Origin of the sequence: Pseudomonas sp. 8 R 14 (assembly GCF_900005955.1) — a bacterium.
Lineage (GTDB): Bacteria > Pseudomonadota > Gammaproteobacteria > Pseudomonadales > Pseudomonadaceae > Aquipseudomonas > Aquipseudomonas marginalis.
The window spans coordinates 1-15,507 of record NZ_CVTH01000064.1 but is presented as its reverse complement, the minus strand read 5'-3'; the positions used below and the strand labels follow the sequence as shown (position 1 = coordinate 15,507).

17 protein-coding genes are annotated in these 15,507 nt (G+C 53.5%); 8 read left to right on the top strand and 9 right to left on the bottom strand.

Annotated elements, in window-relative coordinates:
• Nucleotide 1 precedes the first annotated feature (1 nt).
• Both BFQ01_RS16830 and BFQ01_RS16825 read left to right on the top strand, forming a co-directional pair.
• Nucleotides 2-1,540: a hypothetical protein gene (locus BFQ01_RS16830; RefSeq protein ID WP_065926147.1), complete on the top strand. Its 1,539-nt coding sequence runs from the start codon at nucleotides 2-4 to the stop codon at nucleotides 1,538-1,540.
• Nucleotides 1,540-2,583 carry a hypothetical protein gene (locus BFQ01_RS16825; protein ID WP_065889595.1) on the top strand — a complete coding sequence of 348 codons (1,044 nt, stop codon included), beginning with the start codon at nucleotides 1,540-1,542 and terminating at the stop codon, nucleotides 2,581-2,583. The genes BFQ01_RS16830 and BFQ01_RS16825 overlap by 1 nt, the downstream gene beginning before the upstream one ends.
• Before the next feature lie 224 nt (nucleotides 2,584-2,807).
• Here BFQ01_RS16825 and BFQ01_RS16820 read toward each other — a convergent pair whose 3' ends face one another.
• On the bottom strand, nucleotides 2,808-3,443 hold the full coding sequence (locus BFQ01_RS16820; RefSeq protein WP_256097747.1) for a helix-turn-helix domain-containing protein: 636 nt from the start codon (nucleotides 3,441-3,443) through the stop codon (nucleotides 2,808-2,810).
• A 653-nt stretch (nucleotides 3,444-4,096) separates the two neighbouring features.
• Between BFQ01_RS16820 and BFQ01_RS16810 the strand changes: the two genes are divergently transcribed.
• From BFQ01_RS16810 to BFQ01_RS16805, 3 genes are all read left to right on the top strand, one after another.
• A complete protein-coding gene (locus tag BFQ01_RS16810; protein WP_065926145.1) occupies nucleotides 4,097-4,594 on the top strand; it encodes a hypothetical protein in 498 nt (165 codons plus the stop codon).
• A 200-nt stretch (nucleotides 4,595-4,794) separates the two neighbouring features.
• Entirely contained in the window at nucleotides 4,795-5,181 is a 387-nt protein-coding gene (locus BFQ01_RS32590) for a hypothetical protein (RefSeq protein WP_176718752.1), read from the top strand.
• A gap of 94 nt (nucleotides 5,182-5,275) precedes the next feature.
• On the top strand, nucleotides 5,276-5,734 hold the full coding sequence (locus BFQ01_RS16805; protein ID WP_065926199.1) for a hypothetical protein: 459 nt from the start codon (nucleotides 5,276-5,278) through the stop codon (nucleotides 5,732-5,734).
• A gap of 88 nt (nucleotides 5,735-5,822) precedes the next feature.
• Here the strand turns inward: BFQ01_RS16805 and BFQ01_RS16800 are convergent, their stop codons facing one another.
• A complete protein-coding gene (locus BFQ01_RS16800) occupies nucleotides 5,823-6,791 on the bottom strand; it encodes a toll/interleukin-1 receptor domain-containing protein (protein WP_065926144.1) in 969 nt (322 codons plus the stop codon).
• A gap of 751 nt (nucleotides 6,792-7,542) precedes the next feature.
• Here BFQ01_RS16800 and BFQ01_RS16795 point away from each other — a divergent pair.
• Nucleotides 7,543-7,893 (top strand): hypothetical protein, encoded by a 351-nt coding sequence (locus BFQ01_RS16795; RefSeq protein WP_065926143.1) that lies wholly within the window; start codon nucleotides 7,543-7,545, stop codon nucleotides 7,891-7,893.
• A gap of 1,291 nt (nucleotides 7,894-9,184) precedes the next feature.
• Here the strand turns inward: BFQ01_RS16795 and BFQ01_RS32930 are convergent.
• Entirely contained in the window at nucleotides 9,185-9,316 is a 132-nt protein-coding gene (locus BFQ01_RS32930; protein ID WP_256097745.1) for a hypothetical protein, read from the bottom strand.
• Between the two features lie 230 nt (nucleotides 9,317-9,546).
• On the opposite strand from BFQ01_RS32930, the gene BFQ01_RS31605 reads away from it, so the two are divergent.
• A complete protein-coding gene (locus tag BFQ01_RS31605) occupies nucleotides 9,547-10,206 on the top strand; it encodes a hypothetical protein (RefSeq protein ID WP_082463614.1) in 660 nt (219 codons plus the stop codon).
• Nucleotides 10,207-10,276: 70 nt separating this feature from the next.
• Here the strand turns inward: BFQ01_RS31605 and BFQ01_RS16790 are convergent, their stop codons facing one another.
• The 3 genes from BFQ01_RS16790 to BFQ01_RS16780 all read right to left on the bottom strand — a co-directional run bounded on the left by BFQ01_RS16790 (nucleotide 10,277) and on the right by BFQ01_RS16780 (nucleotide 12,556).
• A complete protein-coding gene (locus tag BFQ01_RS16790) occupies nucleotides 10,277-10,612 on the bottom strand; it encodes a hypothetical protein (protein WP_065926142.1) in 336 nt (111 codons plus the stop codon).
• A gap of 170 nt (nucleotides 10,613-10,782) precedes the next feature.
• Nucleotides 10,783-11,277 (bottom strand): hypothetical protein, encoded by a 495-nt coding sequence (locus tag BFQ01_RS16785; RefSeq protein ID WP_065926198.1) that lies wholly within the window; start codon nucleotides 11,275-11,277, stop codon nucleotides 10,783-10,785.
• A 331-nt stretch (nucleotides 11,278-11,608) separates the two neighbouring features.
• A complete protein-coding gene (locus BFQ01_RS16780) occupies nucleotides 11,609-12,556 on the bottom strand; it encodes an aromatic alcohol reductase (RefSeq protein ID WP_003173940.1) in 948 nt (315 codons plus the stop codon).
• 96 nt (nucleotides 12,557-12,652) lie between these two features.
• On the opposite strand from BFQ01_RS16780, the gene BFQ01_RS16775 reads away from it, so the two are divergent.
• Nucleotides 12,653-13,111: a winged helix-turn-helix transcriptional regulator gene (locus BFQ01_RS16775; protein WP_003429427.1), complete on the top strand. Its 459-nt coding sequence runs from the start codon at nucleotides 12,653-12,655 to the stop codon at nucleotides 13,109-13,111.
• Nucleotides 13,112-13,128: 17 nt separating this feature from the next.
• Here the strand turns inward: BFQ01_RS16775 and BFQ01_RS16770 are convergent, their stop codons facing one another.
• From BFQ01_RS16770 to BFQ01_RS32315, 3 genes are all read right to left on the bottom strand, one after another.
• Nucleotides 13,129-14,658 carry an IS66 family transposase gene (locus BFQ01_RS16770; RefSeq protein ID WP_042944682.1) on the bottom strand — a complete coding sequence of 510 codons (1,530 nt, stop codon included), beginning with the start codon at nucleotides 14,656-14,658 and terminating at the stop codon, nucleotides 13,129-13,131.
• Nucleotides 14,659-14,739: 81 nt separating this feature from the next.
• Entirely contained in the window at nucleotides 14,740-15,075 is a 336-nt protein-coding gene (gene tnpB, locus BFQ01_RS32925) for an IS66 family insertion sequence element accessory protein TnpB (RefSeq protein ID WP_003177794.1), read from the bottom strand.
• Nucleotides 15,072-15,404, bottom strand: coding sequence for an IS66-like element accessory protein TnpA (locus BFQ01_RS32315; protein WP_003173944.1), 333 nt, complete (start codon nucleotides 15,402-15,404; stop codon nucleotides 15,072-15,074). The genes tnpB and BFQ01_RS32315 overlap by 4 nt, the downstream gene beginning before the upstream one ends.
• Between the last annotated feature and the right edge of the window lie 103 nt (nucleotides 15,405-15,507).

The following is a 15,507-nucleotide window of genomic DNA, read 5'->3' as shown; positions in this document are numbered from 1 at the left end:
ATTGGACGCTCAGAAGCTGGTGCAGCGAGTTCAAACGTATTTTTTCATCGCGTTCGTACTCAAGGTGTTACTCGCTACAGCGAGCTTTGCACTCAAAGAGCCGTTCTGGCTCGGATTCATCATCCCGCTGATTGTGATGGTCGGTTATTGGGTAGTGGGTTTTCACGTCAGAGAAAAGTGGAATACTCAACTCACCCTCGCCAAATTTGCAGACTCTGTTTACTACCTCGGGTTTCTATTCACCGTCGTCAGCATCATCATCTGCCTGCTCGACATCGAGTCGATGGGTGACAACCTGTATGGCATGGCCATGCGTTTCGGCGCAGCCATGTGCAGTACTGCTTTGGGTATGCTTGCCCGAGTGATGCACACAGGCTTTAAAGTCGATACCAACGATGCGGTCAAGAGTGTCGAGGAGCGCGCAGTACGCTCAGCTGAAGAGCTGACCATGGCTTTTGACGCTTCGAGTCAACAGCTTGCCGTCTTCAGAGACCAAGTGATGGCAGCTTCCAAGGAAGCAGTGCAGAGCGTTCATGAGCAAATTACGGCTATCGCTCAACACAGCACTAATTCCATGGATGCTTTTTTCAGCAACGCGACCGCTCAAAGCAACCAAGCTTTTGAGCGCATGCTTAGCCATGCCAGCGAGGCCAGCGAGCAGATGCTGGACACCATCGCTGGGCTTTCTGAGAAGAGCGCGCTTACGCTAACGCTTATGGAGGGGCACGCGCTCGATTTTGGCAAGAAAGCGGGTGAGCGGCTGGAGCACACGATTTTCCCGGATAATCTGTTCACTCAAAAACTCAATCCCGCGATAACTACCCTATCCGGCGCTACGGATAGCCTCAACGAGGACATCTCCGCGCTAGCCCTGGATGTCAAAACTTCTGCTCGTATGGTCGGCACTGCGATCCGCAGTCTGAATACCAAAACGCAGACTATCGGCGACGCCGTTGTAGCAGTCGGCTCGATCGTCGAAAGCCAAGACCGACTGATCGAATCGATGAAGTCTCAGAGTCATGACGTCATGGAGCGAGTTGAACGCATTCAGAAAGAGTATCTGGACTCCTTGGACGATCAACGGGAGGAATTCATGGCTGACATGAAAGCCAACCAGGAGGTGTTCTCTCAAATCGTTCAGAAAATTGATGAGCTGCGCCTCAGTGTAACGGATAACAGAGCTGTAGAAGGGTTTGCGCGTGAAGTGGCGGAGTCTCTAAAAACCATCGGTGAAACCGGCATGAAAAATGTCGAGACACTTGCTGACTCCATGCAGACGAACCTGGCTCCCCTAGTCGATGCAGTTGTAGCCAGCAACGAAGTGCAAAGAACGCTCGTTAGCCACATTGAGCTCAGTACTCAACAATTGGGAGCGGCTCAATCTCAAATGCTTGATGAGCTAAGAAGCGCGATTGAGCAGGGCGCCAATCCGGTGTCTCTTCCAGGCGTGATCAATGAGGTAGCCCATTTCTCTAGCGGCGAAAATGTGGTCGATTCAACGCGTACCAGTGATGGCGTGGCTGACGTGAGAACTGCTTGATGAGTTCTAAAAATGATCAGGTTTTCCAGCTATCGCTCACCGAAATATGGATCATCCTTTGCTTCATCCTATTGCTGCTCATGGGGTACAAGGTTTGGCAACTTACCCAGAAAAACGACGAGATGGCGGGCAAGCTCGCCAGCGTGCAGAGTCTTGATGAGCGCGAACTGGCAATCAAGGCTGCGACTGATGATCTCAGAGCACGGCTGAAATCCATAGGAATGAAGAATCCTGACGAAATCATTTCAAAGCTCATCGACGCGTCCAAAGCCAAAGAAGAGGCTGGCCGGCTGAAGGTGTTGCTGACTCAAAAAGATGAGCAACTCTCAACGATGGTTGCTATCGACAAGGCGTTGCAAGAAGCGAGCGGTGGTTCTAAAGGAGAGGAGGCCAAGCGGTTGGTTCTTGAGACAATGATGTCTTTTGAGCAGCTCAAAAAATTGGTGGCTGACCCCGATGGAGGTGTTCGGCCCACTGACGTCGTTAAGCGAGTTGCAGCTCTTCAAGAGACCCAGCAATCACTGAAGTCCGCCATGGGGCAGAAAGGTGACCTGACGGCAGAGCAAATTTCAGAAGTGGTGAAAAATGCTGACGCCTTCGCATTGGCAGAAAAGCAAGGTGCCAACCCTGCGACGCTGCAGAAAACAAATAGCGATTTGAAGGGGCAGGTTCAGTTCCTCCAAAACAAGCTCAACAAAGGCAAAGGTGGCGATCTCCCGCCTTGCTGGGCTAATGAGGCGGGCAAAGCAGAAATGTTCCTCACAGTATTTCTGAAAGATGACTCCGTTAGCTTCGAGCCGGCCTGGCCATCGACGCGGACAGCAGACGCGGAAGCGCTGCCAAACTTCACTGCACTTATGGCCAAAACGACGCGCTCCTATGAAGACTTTCTTCAAGCCGCACGTCCAATTTCTGACCTGGCCAACCAGCGGGAATGCAAATTTTACGTGCGACTGGCAAGCCAGATCGATGGTGCTGTGTTGTCCGACCGACGTCGACTGATGATTGAGACTTTGTTTTACAAGGTGGAAGTCAGACGCTAGGCCTACGTCTTTTGCCACGGTGATTGTGAAGAGTCGGTCTGATCTTACTGCTAGGGAGTAGAGCGCAAGCACCGTTGCCGGCACAGGTGATCGACAAGGGCATCCCCACCACCGGCTTGCTGGCCCACGTGATTGTGGCCAAGTTTGCAGACCATCTTCCGTTGTAACGGTGGCTGACTCCTTAGGCTTGGTATGCCCTAGCATGCTTCAAGCTTCTCTCTGACTCAGCCTTCAACTGGCACCGATCGCTCCCAAAGAAACCCCACTGTTGATCGACTTATCCCGAGCCGCCTCGCGGTCTCTGATTTGCTCAAGCCAATCTCTTTGCACTCCTGCACTTGTTTCAGCTTTACCAGATTCAGTGGTCTAGCAGCAGGCCGCTTCACTAGATCAATTCCAGCAAGGTGCGCGGCAATATCGTCGTCGCTGACGCGTTTTTGTAGCGCCTTCAGCTCCTCTGCTGCCTCTGCGAGCAAAGCCGAGGAGGGGGTCTTATCCCGTGTCGAGAGAATCAGTGCCATGAAAGCCAAAGGGCTCATGCCGAGAGCCTCGGCAAGTTCCACGAATTTATCAATGGTGGGGCTGCTTTCGGCGTTCTCGATTTTGCTCAGGTATGTGCGCGATGCTGCATGGGCAAGGTTTTCCTGAGTGAAGCCTAGATTCCCTCGAACTGCTCGAACGACCGCTGCCAGTGCTGGCTTCAACAAGATGATGTCCTCAAAAGAGAGGATGTAGCCACGTTGCCTTGTACAGTTACACGTCATATGATGTATAAAACTGTACCGGTTGCTGTCAGTGATCTCGCTTGCACTGGCCGGCGCGCCAATCAGCGGCGTGTTAGGGCACTGCGGGCTCAGCATGCACAGCCTTGGGTATGGTTTTGCGTACGCAGCGTGACTACGGTTGGAGGCTCACTCAATTCTTCCAATTATTTACTAAATCGCACCGCGTACAGCGAGCCTACTGGAAGAGGAGGCGGTGTAATCGCTCGTCGTTCGTAATAGTTTTATCAATTGTCGAGAATCAAGCAGATGTCTAATTGTGATTGGGTGCCAGACCGCCGGGTGGTCGAGGAGCGTCAGGGCGCCCTCCAAGATATGCCCCCAGAGGTCATCCGGGCGCAGCACGTCGACTGGGCGGTCGTTGTCGACGCTTATCTTTTCAATGCTGCAAGGGTAGGGGAGCGATACGTCGCGCTTGTCTACAGCGACCAATCGGGAGTGTCTGAAAACGGTATGACAGTTGCGACGCATCCTGTGCAATGCGTCGACGAGAGGGATGGCTTCAAGCTGGTTCGTACTGTCGGAGGAGATCACTACGTGATCACAAGCGAGCACGACTGTTGAAAGTCTAGAGGCCCCGATTATTTGTAGCACCGAGCCGGATGAAGAAAAGGACAATTAACCTCAACTTCATTCCCAACGTTTACCGCATGAACGACGCCATCAGGCAGCGTTCGATGGATCTTTAGATAGCCGCGCCTGTAGAGAACCAATGCGCATAAGGATGAAAAATGGCTGACCTCGAAAAAATAACAGTGACAATAAAGAATTATGACGTACAAGCGCAAGGCGATCTTGATGCTCTTTACAGTCGAGTGCGACTTGAAGATGAAAACGGCGAAACCTTCTATTTTAAGCAGGTAGTCGTTCCGAAATACCTGAAAACTCATGGTGCGATGGCGACCGAGATTCCACGAACCTGGTATTTCAAAAGAACCTCCAAAAAGTCCATTGTGGTGCTAGCGTTTGAAAACAAAAACGGAAAAGTCGAATACGATTTGGATGACATCCGCTTGATCGCTAGGTCGACAGTATTGAAAGGCGTGGTGTTCTCGCTCGGTTCAATTCCTGCGGCCATTATCGCTGCTACGGCCACATTTGGCCTTGGTCTGGTGATCATGCCAATGGGCCTCTGGTACGGATACAGGAACATTTTCAAGCTTCCTGCAATGCTGAGTCGCAAAACACTCCTCAGCGATTTCGCGAAGCACGGAATCAACGTTCGTTAATTTCCGCCAATGTCGTTTGGACATGCGTTTCGGCTGCGGTAGTCGAGAGGCCGCTAACTTATGAAGCTGACTCCCTACCTCCCGTCCGACCTTCGCTTGGGTGGCGTAGCTGGACTAGCAATCCATGGATAAGGCTAACTGACACTGCGCCGCACCAACTCAACTAACCATGAGTACTTACGTGCTCCCAGGGCGTCGTGATGAGTGATATCTGGCTACGAGAACGAGAACGAAGGAAGGCGCTATGGCAGCTCGCTGAACTGGTACCAGGCGATCAAAGCGCACGGGCGATCCTGGAACGATTGGATGAGCTTGAACGACTTGATCGTGAAGTTCCATTGAGCGCCTGCCATCTCGACCACGCTGAGCTGGTTTGGCTGCCTAGGGAGGCTCATCCTGTAGGGTGCTGGATTATTCGGAACGCAGATATCCCAGAACCTTGGAAATCCCGCTTTGCGGTGGCTCTGGGGCCCGCAGCTCGTGTGGAGGCAGGATTCTACTGGCATGATTGGATTGATTTTTTAGAGGCTTGGGAGCGCGAAGTCGCTCACGTCGAACAACATCGATCGGCACTCGATGACGAATAAAAGCAATTCCCCAAATGCCCGCGATGCTCCTCCAGTAGGTCAAAGTGGTCTATTGAGTGTGGAAAGCAGGGAATTAGTCAGCGGGAGGAGAATGATGGAGCAGCACGTAAGAACGCTGGGGCGTGACAACCTTTCAGAACTCGAATCTGTTGAACGACTACTAGCGTCAATCGGGCCAGCGGCGTTCGAGGCCGATGTACGATTTTTATCGAACCTGCACACCGTCGATACCGAGTCCGCTATCCAATCGATCAGCCGCCTCACCCATCCCTCCATAATCGGGATGAGCGACACACCCTTCCAAATTTTTCAACGGCTGTGTGACGACCTAGTGGTAAGAGTGCCGTTATTGCTTCAGCGTCCAAGTTATCGGTACAGAAATGGTGATAGCACAGCAGTCCCTTTTGAGCTCTGGTTGGACATCGTCCGGCATGCCAGAGAGTTTTTTGACCCCGCGGGGTTGGATGCGGAATTCCTGATCGCGAGGATGCGGGAGGGATGTTCCCGCCAAGAGGCCTTCGATGCCCTTATTTCTTCGAAGCGCCCCAAGTGATGTTAAACATCATACGAAGCGGTCAGCACACTAGGTGCTCGTCACGCCTTTACGGCATGACTACGCCTCTGAGGTTGATCAGGAAGGGTTACCTCCCGCGTTGCAATGGTGTAATGACGATTCCCCAGAGCGCCTCCGCAGCACCTTCTTGAGACAGCTTCTGGTCGTGTCCGGAATAGTGGGACATGCCTAGAGTTTTCAAGTACAGGGTTTGATCATCTGCATTTACCGAAAGAGATTCGTTGTAGCTATTGCCCGCGAACGTATCGCCTTGGCTGTAGTAAATCCCGGCACCCATCTGACCTCCTGTAAACACCGTCCCCCTAGCAACATCCCGCCCGTCCTTGTAGATGACCGCAGAAAAGCGATTGGCGTCGACTCGACGATACACGCCCTCATAGCCAGGATTACGGGCTTGAAGCTCTTGCAGGGAGTTCTCGAAGTAGCGTGCGATGTACTCGAAGGTGTCCATCAAGAACTGATCTTTGTCCCGCTGGGTGAAGCTTTTTGCAACTCGAAGGTTACTCGACCGGGGGCTAGTAATCGCTGACTGGGAGGGGGGCTGTGGAGTGGCCGGCGCCGCGCGCGAGATTTGCGATGCAGGACTGGTCATATCCTGGCGGCATCGTTCTGCAGCTTTGCGTACCGCTTGCGCTACTTGCAGGAAAGCTACATCACGGTCAGGCCAAAGGGTGACGGGTTTACCATCCTCGGGCGTGGCAAGCAGCTTGCCGAAGGGAGCATGGTGCCAATCACACGCGCGCAAAATCACAGGAATGACGATCGCTTCATTTGCCGAGTGGCGCTCCATAGCGCGAGTCATCTCGATGTTGTAGCAATAATCTGAGGCGATGAAGTCCGGGCTAACCAGGAGAAGGACGATTTCGTCACTGTTGATGTGGTTGTCGATGGCTGAATCGATTTCTTGACCTGCGCCGATCCTGCGGTCGTGCCAGGTGTCGATAACGCCTTGGCGCTTGAGCATCGATAGCTGCTTTTCCAGCTGATCACGGAGCGCTTCATCGGCATGGCAGTATGAAAAAAATACGCTTGGCAAGATCAACACTCCATGGGTTTTTGATGGCTTTAGATCTTAGGGTCTGTCCTATGCCGAAGTACAGACATTAGCCGCAGAGGCGTGCGGGACTACCGGCACGCAAATGGGCCAATAACTCTCCTCCCAACCCTGGCCCGAGTTGATAGTGCGATGACCCCGAGCACACGCACTTGGGGATCGGTAGCGAGTGGGCTTGATGGTGGAGCTCGGTCAACTGCTGAGCATGGGTCACCACGCGGTATATGAAGGCTGATTTGGGCTTTGATCTTTGGTTTTTCCGGCCCTTGCAGGTCTTGCCGGTAGGCAAGGCAAGGGGCTGGCCGGGGATCGTCATTTCTGCCAAAAGACGTTGCTTTTGCGTTCATTACAAAACACATCGCAATCTCGCAAACTTTTTGACCGGGGTAAGTCTGTCTTGACACTTTTGCGTGTCAGGCAAAGTGCAGGTTGCTGAGCGATTCACGATGCCTAGATCGAAGTAGTTCTGGTTATTGATATATTGGGCGGGCTTCATGGTCACTTCAGTGCGTTAGCTTCGAGTAGCGCTTCTTTTAGAACTGCGAGGGCGTACTCCAAACGTCGGTCTTCCCGAGGATCACCGCTTTCAGGCGTGTGCGACTGACAGTGATGTAGGAGGGCCTCTAAATCGTTCTGGTTAAGATCGAATTCGATTTTCATCAGCTTGCTCTGAGAAAGTGAAGGGCAACCAGCTGTGGGCTGGGAACGGCGAAATATAATAAATGAGGTTAGCGTGCAGGATGAGGTAGTAAAGTTGCTCTGGGAACAGTCTTGGCAGGTCTTCGGCAAGTCTCTGAGCAAGGTGTTGGGTGAGGCCTTGGCTAGCTATAAGCGCAGCGCCGGGTTCGATGAGATGCAGCGCCTGTACCCGAGTGCAGTAGGTGACGAGGCTTTTCAGGTTTTAAGGCAAGCGCTAATGCGCCAGTGGCCCCACGGCCATGGTCAGAGCTCGCACGCTTATGTTGAATTGCGTGGTCGCCTCAGAGAGCACGTCGAACAGTACCTGCTTCGCCGCCTCGTACTAGGCAATCAAGTCGTGCCGGCGCTCCGAGACGTCCTGTTTGCGGCTGATTTGGGCGTGTGAAAGGTGGAAATTTGGCACCTCACTTAGCGTTGAGTTGGCTGACGACACCCGCTCGCGCACTTGGTCATAAGTGTCCAGTTGACGCTGACACTCAACAACCGTCGGATTTGGCCGGGCGGATTGGGGCATGGCAGCCATTTCCTGGTCTCGTCGGAGCGCGGTACAACGCGTCAAATATGCCCCCATCAATCCCCCAGTCATCGCAGTTTGCTGCTCACGGTACCGTTTAGCTAAGGCAACTGTTCACTATCCGGTGTGAGGCTCGGCACTTGAACGTGATCCGCCTTGGTCGTATCCATTTGAAGTCATCCTCGATAGTTCGGATCGGTGAGTTTCTCGGACGGCGCCAGACAAAAGTTCATTAATGCGACAAAAGATTCAAATTTGCGACAACTTATTCACCCCCCCCTCTTGAAAATTTTTAAGCGAGACGGAGTTCTTATATTTGAGAGCAAGAGAAAAACTGCAGTGGCCCAGGCACCGCTTTTCTCAAAGGATCCCACCGGCTTTTACATCTGATATTTACGGCTTCTAGATCACACGGTTTGAGGGGCTGGTGTGAAGCTGAGGTTGGAATGGGTGAGCCGGGGGCCAAGGAGAAATCGCTTTCCTTTGCAGCCGCAGGCTGCTGCTTACGCTTTGACGTCAAACCACTAGGGCTTTTTTGCGGGGATCAGTCCGTCTGAAATTCCACCCGTCTCGTACAACAGGCGTCTGCAAACGTCCGTCACCGTCAAATTTCTAACGAAACGCATTTGCTGACCCTGTACGCACGTTGAAAATTCTGGCCTGTAAACCAAATTTCTACACTGTAAACTGCTGTGATTAACACGTTAAAAAATTGGTTTATAGGGTGCACCTGAATTCTGACCGCGCATGGGGCTATGTTGCCAATTATAGATAATGCGAGCCGACTCGGATCCTATGACCCCACTGTCTGATAGCCCGGTCTGGTCTCTTGCCTGCGAAGCTTATAGGGATGATCTCCCTGTAATCCTTCGATCGAATGTAAGCGCCAACGAGCGTCGTCCTGGGCTGAATAATCCTATCCGTGTTCACAAGTCGGTCATCGGAGTTGATGGCTTTACAGCGCTTCGAGAGGCCCTAGTTACACAGCGTTCGAATGGTTTCCATCAGATCCAAGGTTGCTTGGAGATCCGCGAACCTTTGGCCTGGCATCTCGTACGCCATCTGCAGCAGAAGCTGATCATCGTTGGGCATGCCTCTGCTTCAATCCGCGACCAGCGTTTTGCGGCAGACTTGGGGCTTCGAGTTTGTCCCGGTGATGCGACTAGTCGCGCATTGGGTCACGGCGGTGCTGGTCGTCATCAGTTTTGGCAATCCCTTTGTCCGATTTCGATCGCAGCTGCTTGATCGATACACCCGCTTCGCTGAAGTCTTGCATCATCTCCGCGAACTCCATGGGTGCACTCTCCTGAACGACTGTTATTGGCCGGTAGCGTCCGTAATCAGGGCCTAGAACTTGTTAAGGCGCTCCCGGGGGAGTCAGAAGTCGAAGAATGATTAACCTGCGCGGTACGTATCGTAACGTTGATGGAAGGCAACTGCGGCGCTGCTGAGCCTTTCAACTCAGTGGGTGCCCCCAGGATTTGGGCATCATTCGTGTGGCCTGACATAAATTAAGGAAAAAATATGTTCAGCAAGTCTCAGATCATAACCATCCCAGTCCTGATCTCATCGGTACTTTTACTCACCGGCTGCCCCCCATCACCGGAATTCACCCGATGGGAACGCACTTCGACCTCTGTAGATGGTGTAAGAGCCGCAATGGCAGAATGTGGCGACCCTGTGGCAGGGCCACAAAACCATTTCCCAATAAACGAACAGATAATTCACTTTCAATGTATGCAGCGCCTCGGTTTTACTCGCAAGGACGGCTTTGAATACTGTGAAATAATGGAGAATATGCCAGCCTGCGTCGAAAAAAGGCAGGGTCGTCCGCTTAGTTTGTCGCAGCTCGAAGCGTTACCGTTTGTAGAAGATGAAGCATTTCATCCAATCAAGCCTAATTCTGGTCGGGATGAACGTATGCAGGTCTCATGGCGTAAAGCGGGAGCATCACGCCATTTCGAATTCGAGGTAGCCAACGATAGTGAAGCCCTGCCAGTGATGTATGCGTGCGGCTATGCGAAACCACTTGGGTCGAATCTGGACGTCGCCAGCATCGGGCGCACTGCAGAAGTGCAACGCTGCATGATTGATCATGGCTTTGAGCCCAAAAATAAAATTATGCTTGTTTGCCAGACTTACCCACAAGTGACGGGCTGTTCGTCGACAACGCCACCGAGTTGATGCAGATAGAGAGCAGAGCCAAGGAGGGCGCTCGTTAGAGATAGAGAGCTCATCGGCCCAGTTGCGTCGTCTACATCGATTTAACCGATACGACATCCACGTACTTGTACTTCTTCCTAGCAGCCTTCACAGCCTCTTGCTCAGCAAGCAACGAGCTCAACGTATCAGCCTCGTGAATCAATTCGATCATTTTCCCTTCAAACTCGTTTCCAACACGTAACGTGACCCTCAGCCTTGGCGTAAATGCTTTCGCCACTTTCTTCTTCACTTGGGGAGCTTCTGCTGGCTTTGTAGGTACCATTTCTGGCTCAGGCTCCTGTACTTGAGGCGCAGACACCTGGTCTTCGGGCTGAGGCGTACCGAATAGGGCACGACGCATTTCTTCTTCAGTTAATTCAGAGCTCATAGAACATCTCAAAGGGGGCGGTAATCAGATCGACGAATTCTACTAGGATGGCTGCTCCAGCGTGTCCTCTGGAAGCATGTATGACCACTGTTAATTCGGGCTACGTGCTCGCAACATTTCAGCATGGTAGTGGGCCGGATAGCGATAAGAATGATGCAACGTAAGCTAGGCTATTGAGGGCTTAAGGGTGCATCGCTATGGTTGTCTGGCTTCGTCTTCGACAGCTGAGTGAACTGCTCCAATGCGTTTTGGAAGTCCTCCAACGCAAAGCTTATCGGCTTGCTCTCCGCAATCCATTTTGTCGAGATTCCAACTTCCAGTTTGTCCGAAATACTACGACCAAAGCGCCGCCAGTGTACGGTGTCACCTTCGATTACCTGCTCAGCGACCAAGACGATACAGTCGAAATTCATGTCATCGCTACAGACCAGCAACGGCACTATTGTGGAGCTTCCATCCTCCGCCGGGATGATGCGACGGTTCGCAAGAGCGCCTTCGTCTTCGTCGATAAGCCAGATCAGAGAAAGACCAAGGCTTGCGACGTCTGACCATTCGAGATGAGTGGACAGCCATTGCTCAATTCCAATGCCGTCAATCATTAACCATGCGCAAGCGCTCCTGGCGAATCTAGGTCGGTAGTAAGCGGCGCTGATAACTTGGGGCATGGCGAAGTCCTTTAGGTAAGCGTCCGGCAGACACACCTTGACCACACCATTCTCCCCCGTGCTCCTCAAAACCACGCTCATTTGCAAGGCTTTAGTAAGCGCTTGGTTAAGTCACCGTGGTTCGGAATTCGCGCTTAGAAAACTCAATAGATAGTGAAGTGGGACGCCTCAGACCTCGGCAGATGGTGCGGATAAGATAAAGATTCGGTCGTCTTGGATTACCAGACCCATTCTCCGCGCCTTAGCTTCGGTTATCAGCGCCCATTATCAGACTGAGGAGCTTTTTAGCAGGTCAACTCCGAGCGCGAGAACGTTCGTTCAGCTACTGCCCTTATGCTGATGAGGTTGCCAGATTTGCACGGGCCCACTCCTCAGCGGTCGTGACTTGAGTCGACTGCTGCGCGTTGAAAGTGCCTGCTTTAGGCCAGGCCACGCCTCTGCCCTGGGCGAACACAGCGCGGTACTTCTTGATGTGATGCGTTGGGTCTCTCTCCAATTCTTGGAGCAAGTACGGAACAGTCCACACGTTACGTTTGAACGGGCGACCCAGTACACGTTCGAGGAGGCTCGCAACCTCTCCGTACGTCACTGTATCTCCCGAGAGGTACACAATCTGATCGCGGAAGCGAGGTTCGAAGAAAACAATTTCCGCTGTCAACGCACCAATGTCTTCTGGAGTCGTGAGCGTCACGCTGGTCTCAAGACTGCCTAGCGCGTTCACGGTATCGTTTTCGAAGTCAACCACCTCGAATACTGGCTCGAATAGAAAGCTGGTGAACATACCCGTCGAGATGATTACCCATTCAGTTTTATCCTGGGCGCGAAGCAATTCGCGTACATCAAGCTGAGCATCGAACAGATCTTGAGGACTGCCCCGACCGATTACCTCGAAGTCGACACCAAACTGCCAAGGAAAGTAGCGCTTCACACCGGACTTGAGAGCTGCTGTAGCCAGCTTCATCGGGGTTTCCCGGCCTGCAACCATGCCTGCGCAGCCTATTACGGTATCGAACCGTGCGAACACTTCAGCCAACTGATCGATTGAATTATTCACGAGATCTGCGGCCACCATCTGGATGCCAAGATCTCGAAGCTCATCGATTTCGACCTTTTTCTCGGGCACCTGAGTGTTGATGGTCGAATCCCTGAGCAGGACGCTGATTGTGGAGCCGGGCGCGCGCTTTGCTACTCGCGCAAGATTGCGCAGAACCGGCAGCCCAAGCTCACCGGCGCCTAGAACGAGAATGGATTGGGGGGAAAGCTGGGTCACTTCGGTCATGATTTCTCCTGAGACCTGTTGCCTGTAAGATGAACAAATGCTTGCACGATTAGGCAACGTTCGTAAGAAGGCACACCTGTGATACCAGAGAATGAAATGACCGATCAGGAGGCTCTCAGCCAGGCAGAAACAATTTGCCGAACGCTTAGAGAAGACGATGATGGCGTCAGACGAGAAGTGCTTGCTCACGCAGGTAGCCGCTGGTCGTTAGGTATTCTGCATGCCCTGGGGGTTTACGGCACGATGCGCCATGCCGAAATAAAAAGGCAGATGACTGGGGTGACTCAGCGGATGTTAACCAAGACGCTACGCTCCATGGAGCGGGATGGGCTAGTGGTTCGGCGGGAGTTCGGTGAGATTCCGCCACGTGTCGAGTATGAGCTGACGCCGCTGGGTATGGGACTGTTGATCCGCATGTCACCTATCTGGACTTGGGTTGTCGAGAACGTTGAGGATTTCCGCAAGGCGCGGCGTATTTTCGACAGTCAGGATGACAAAAAACCCGCATGGCAAATACCTCCATCGACACCATTAGATTCAGACGCGTCGGACTGAATGTAGCTCATAGCGTGTTAGGAGCCCTGTGCCCATTGATGCGGTAGTAATTGGTCAATTGCACTGGCCCTCTGTGTCGGCAACCGCGTCAGTACATCCTTGAGATACGCGAACGGATCATGCCCATTCATGCGTGCCGATTGAATCAAGCTCATAATTGCCGCCGCTCGTTTACCGCTGCGCAGTGATCCGGCGAAGAGCCAATTCGAACGGCCAAGGGCCCAAGGCCGGATCGTATTTTCGACCCGATTGTTGTCGATGGGCACAGCACCATCATTGAGGTAGCGCGTCAGCGCTACCCAGCGTTTCAGGCTGTAATCCAGAGCCTTGGCTGTGGCCGAGCCCTCGGGCACAAGTTCGCGCTGAGCCAGCATCCACTCATGCAACTTCTCCGCGATAGGAATCGCCATTTCTTGACGTAATCGCCAGCGATCTTCATCGCTCATCTCTTTGGCCTTTCGTTCAACCTCGTATAGGCCGCCGATTGAGTGCAGCGCCTGTTCGGCCAGTTGGCTTTTGTTCGCCACATGCAGGTCGAAGAACTTGCGGCGAGCATGGGCCATGCAGCCGATTTCGGTGATGCCCCCTTCGAAGCCGGCCTTGTAGCCTGCGAAGCCATCGCAGACCAGCTTGCCGTTCCAAGTGCCCAGGAAGTTGCGCGCATGTTCGCCAGCACGGCTCGGGCTGAAGTCGTAGACTACCGCCTTCAGTGCCGAGAATGGTGTCGTGCAGTAGGCCCAGACATACGCTCGGTGCGTTTTCTTTTCACCCGGTGCCAGCATCTGCACGGGTGTTTCATCGGCATGGACGACTCGCTGGGCCAGCACTGCCTCGCGCAGTGCTTCCACGAGCGGTTGCAGTTGTACGCCGGTTTGACCCACCCACTGCGCCAGTGTCGAACGGGCGATGGGCAGCCCGGCGCGGCCGAAGATTTTCTCTTGGCGATACAGCGGCAGATGGTCGGCGAACTTGGCCACCATGATGTGGGCCAGCAGGCCTGCGGTCGGGACGCCTTTGTCGATGACGTGCGCCGGTACCGGCGCCTGGATTAGCGTTTCACACTGCTCGCAGGCCCACTTTCCACGGATGTGACGCTCGACGGTGAATACGCCGGGCGTGTAGTCGAGCTTTTCGCTGGCGTCTTCGCCGATGCGCTTGAGGGCGCAGCCGCACTGGCAGTGGCTGTTGTCCGGTTCGTGATGGATCAGTGTGCGAGGAAACTGCGGTGGCAGCGGTGCGCGCTTGGGTTGCTGGCGCACTTTGGCTTCGACAGGTGCCGGTTGCAGCGCCTCAAGTTCGGCTTCGATAGCGGCGATATCCGTATCGATCAAGTCGTCGAGCAGGCTGGCTTGATCCGGGCTCAACTGCTCGCTGCGCTTGGCAAACTTGAAGCGTTTGAGCAGCGCGATCTCGTGGGCCAGTTTCTCGTTGACCGACTTGTGATGAGTGATTTGCTTGTCCATTGTCTCGACGCGCTGGATCAACTGCGCCGCCAGGGCACGCAGTTGTTCAGGGTTTAATTGATCGAGATTTGGATGCAAAGTCATGCCGCCGATTTTGCCAGAGAGGGCTGATGGCGACGATAGACTGATGGGCCAATTGCGCTGGCAAGCACGCCATGGCAGATGTTAAAGCATCGAGATGATTCCGCCTGCACCGACGCGCTGCCAAGGTAAACCGAGCACCAGGGCCTGAAGTTGCTCGGCATCCAACTCAACTTCGGAGCCGTGTCGCACACCCGGCCAGAAGAAGCGTCCTTGATTCAAACGCCGGGCGGCAAGCCAAATCCCCACGCCGTCATGCACCAGCACTTTCATTCGATTGGCGCGGCGGTTGGCGAACAGATAGGCACAGTGCGGCTTCGCCGCACCGAACACCGCCACGACTCGTGCGAGCGCGGTTTCAGTGCCGGCGCGCATGTCCATGGGCTCGGTGGCGAGCCAGATGGAATCGACGCGGATCATCGCAGCAGGTCTCGTAGGAAAGCAGAACACGCCGCTGCATTTTCTGCTGGCCAACTCACCACGACTACACCTTTTGGATGCGGCACTTCGATTCGGATCGTGGCAGGAAGGGCCTGATGCATCGGCACCGGCGGCGAAGTCTTGACCGGGATGAAGGCAGTTTGCAGTGCCAGGTTTTTCTGCGCATGCACCCGAATCCATTTATGGACGAGGTTTGCATTGAGGTTGTGGGTCAAGGCGACATTGGCAATTGAAGTGTCAGGATGGGCGCACTCAGTAATGACCTGGGCCTTGAAGGACTTGGAATAGGAACGGCGTTCTTGTGGCATGGGCGTCCGCTTAAAAAGGCTAAAAATGGTGTCCACTTAAATTTAGGTGGACACCATCGCCTTAACCGATGGCATCAGGAAGATGTGTTGCTCGGACGGTTAC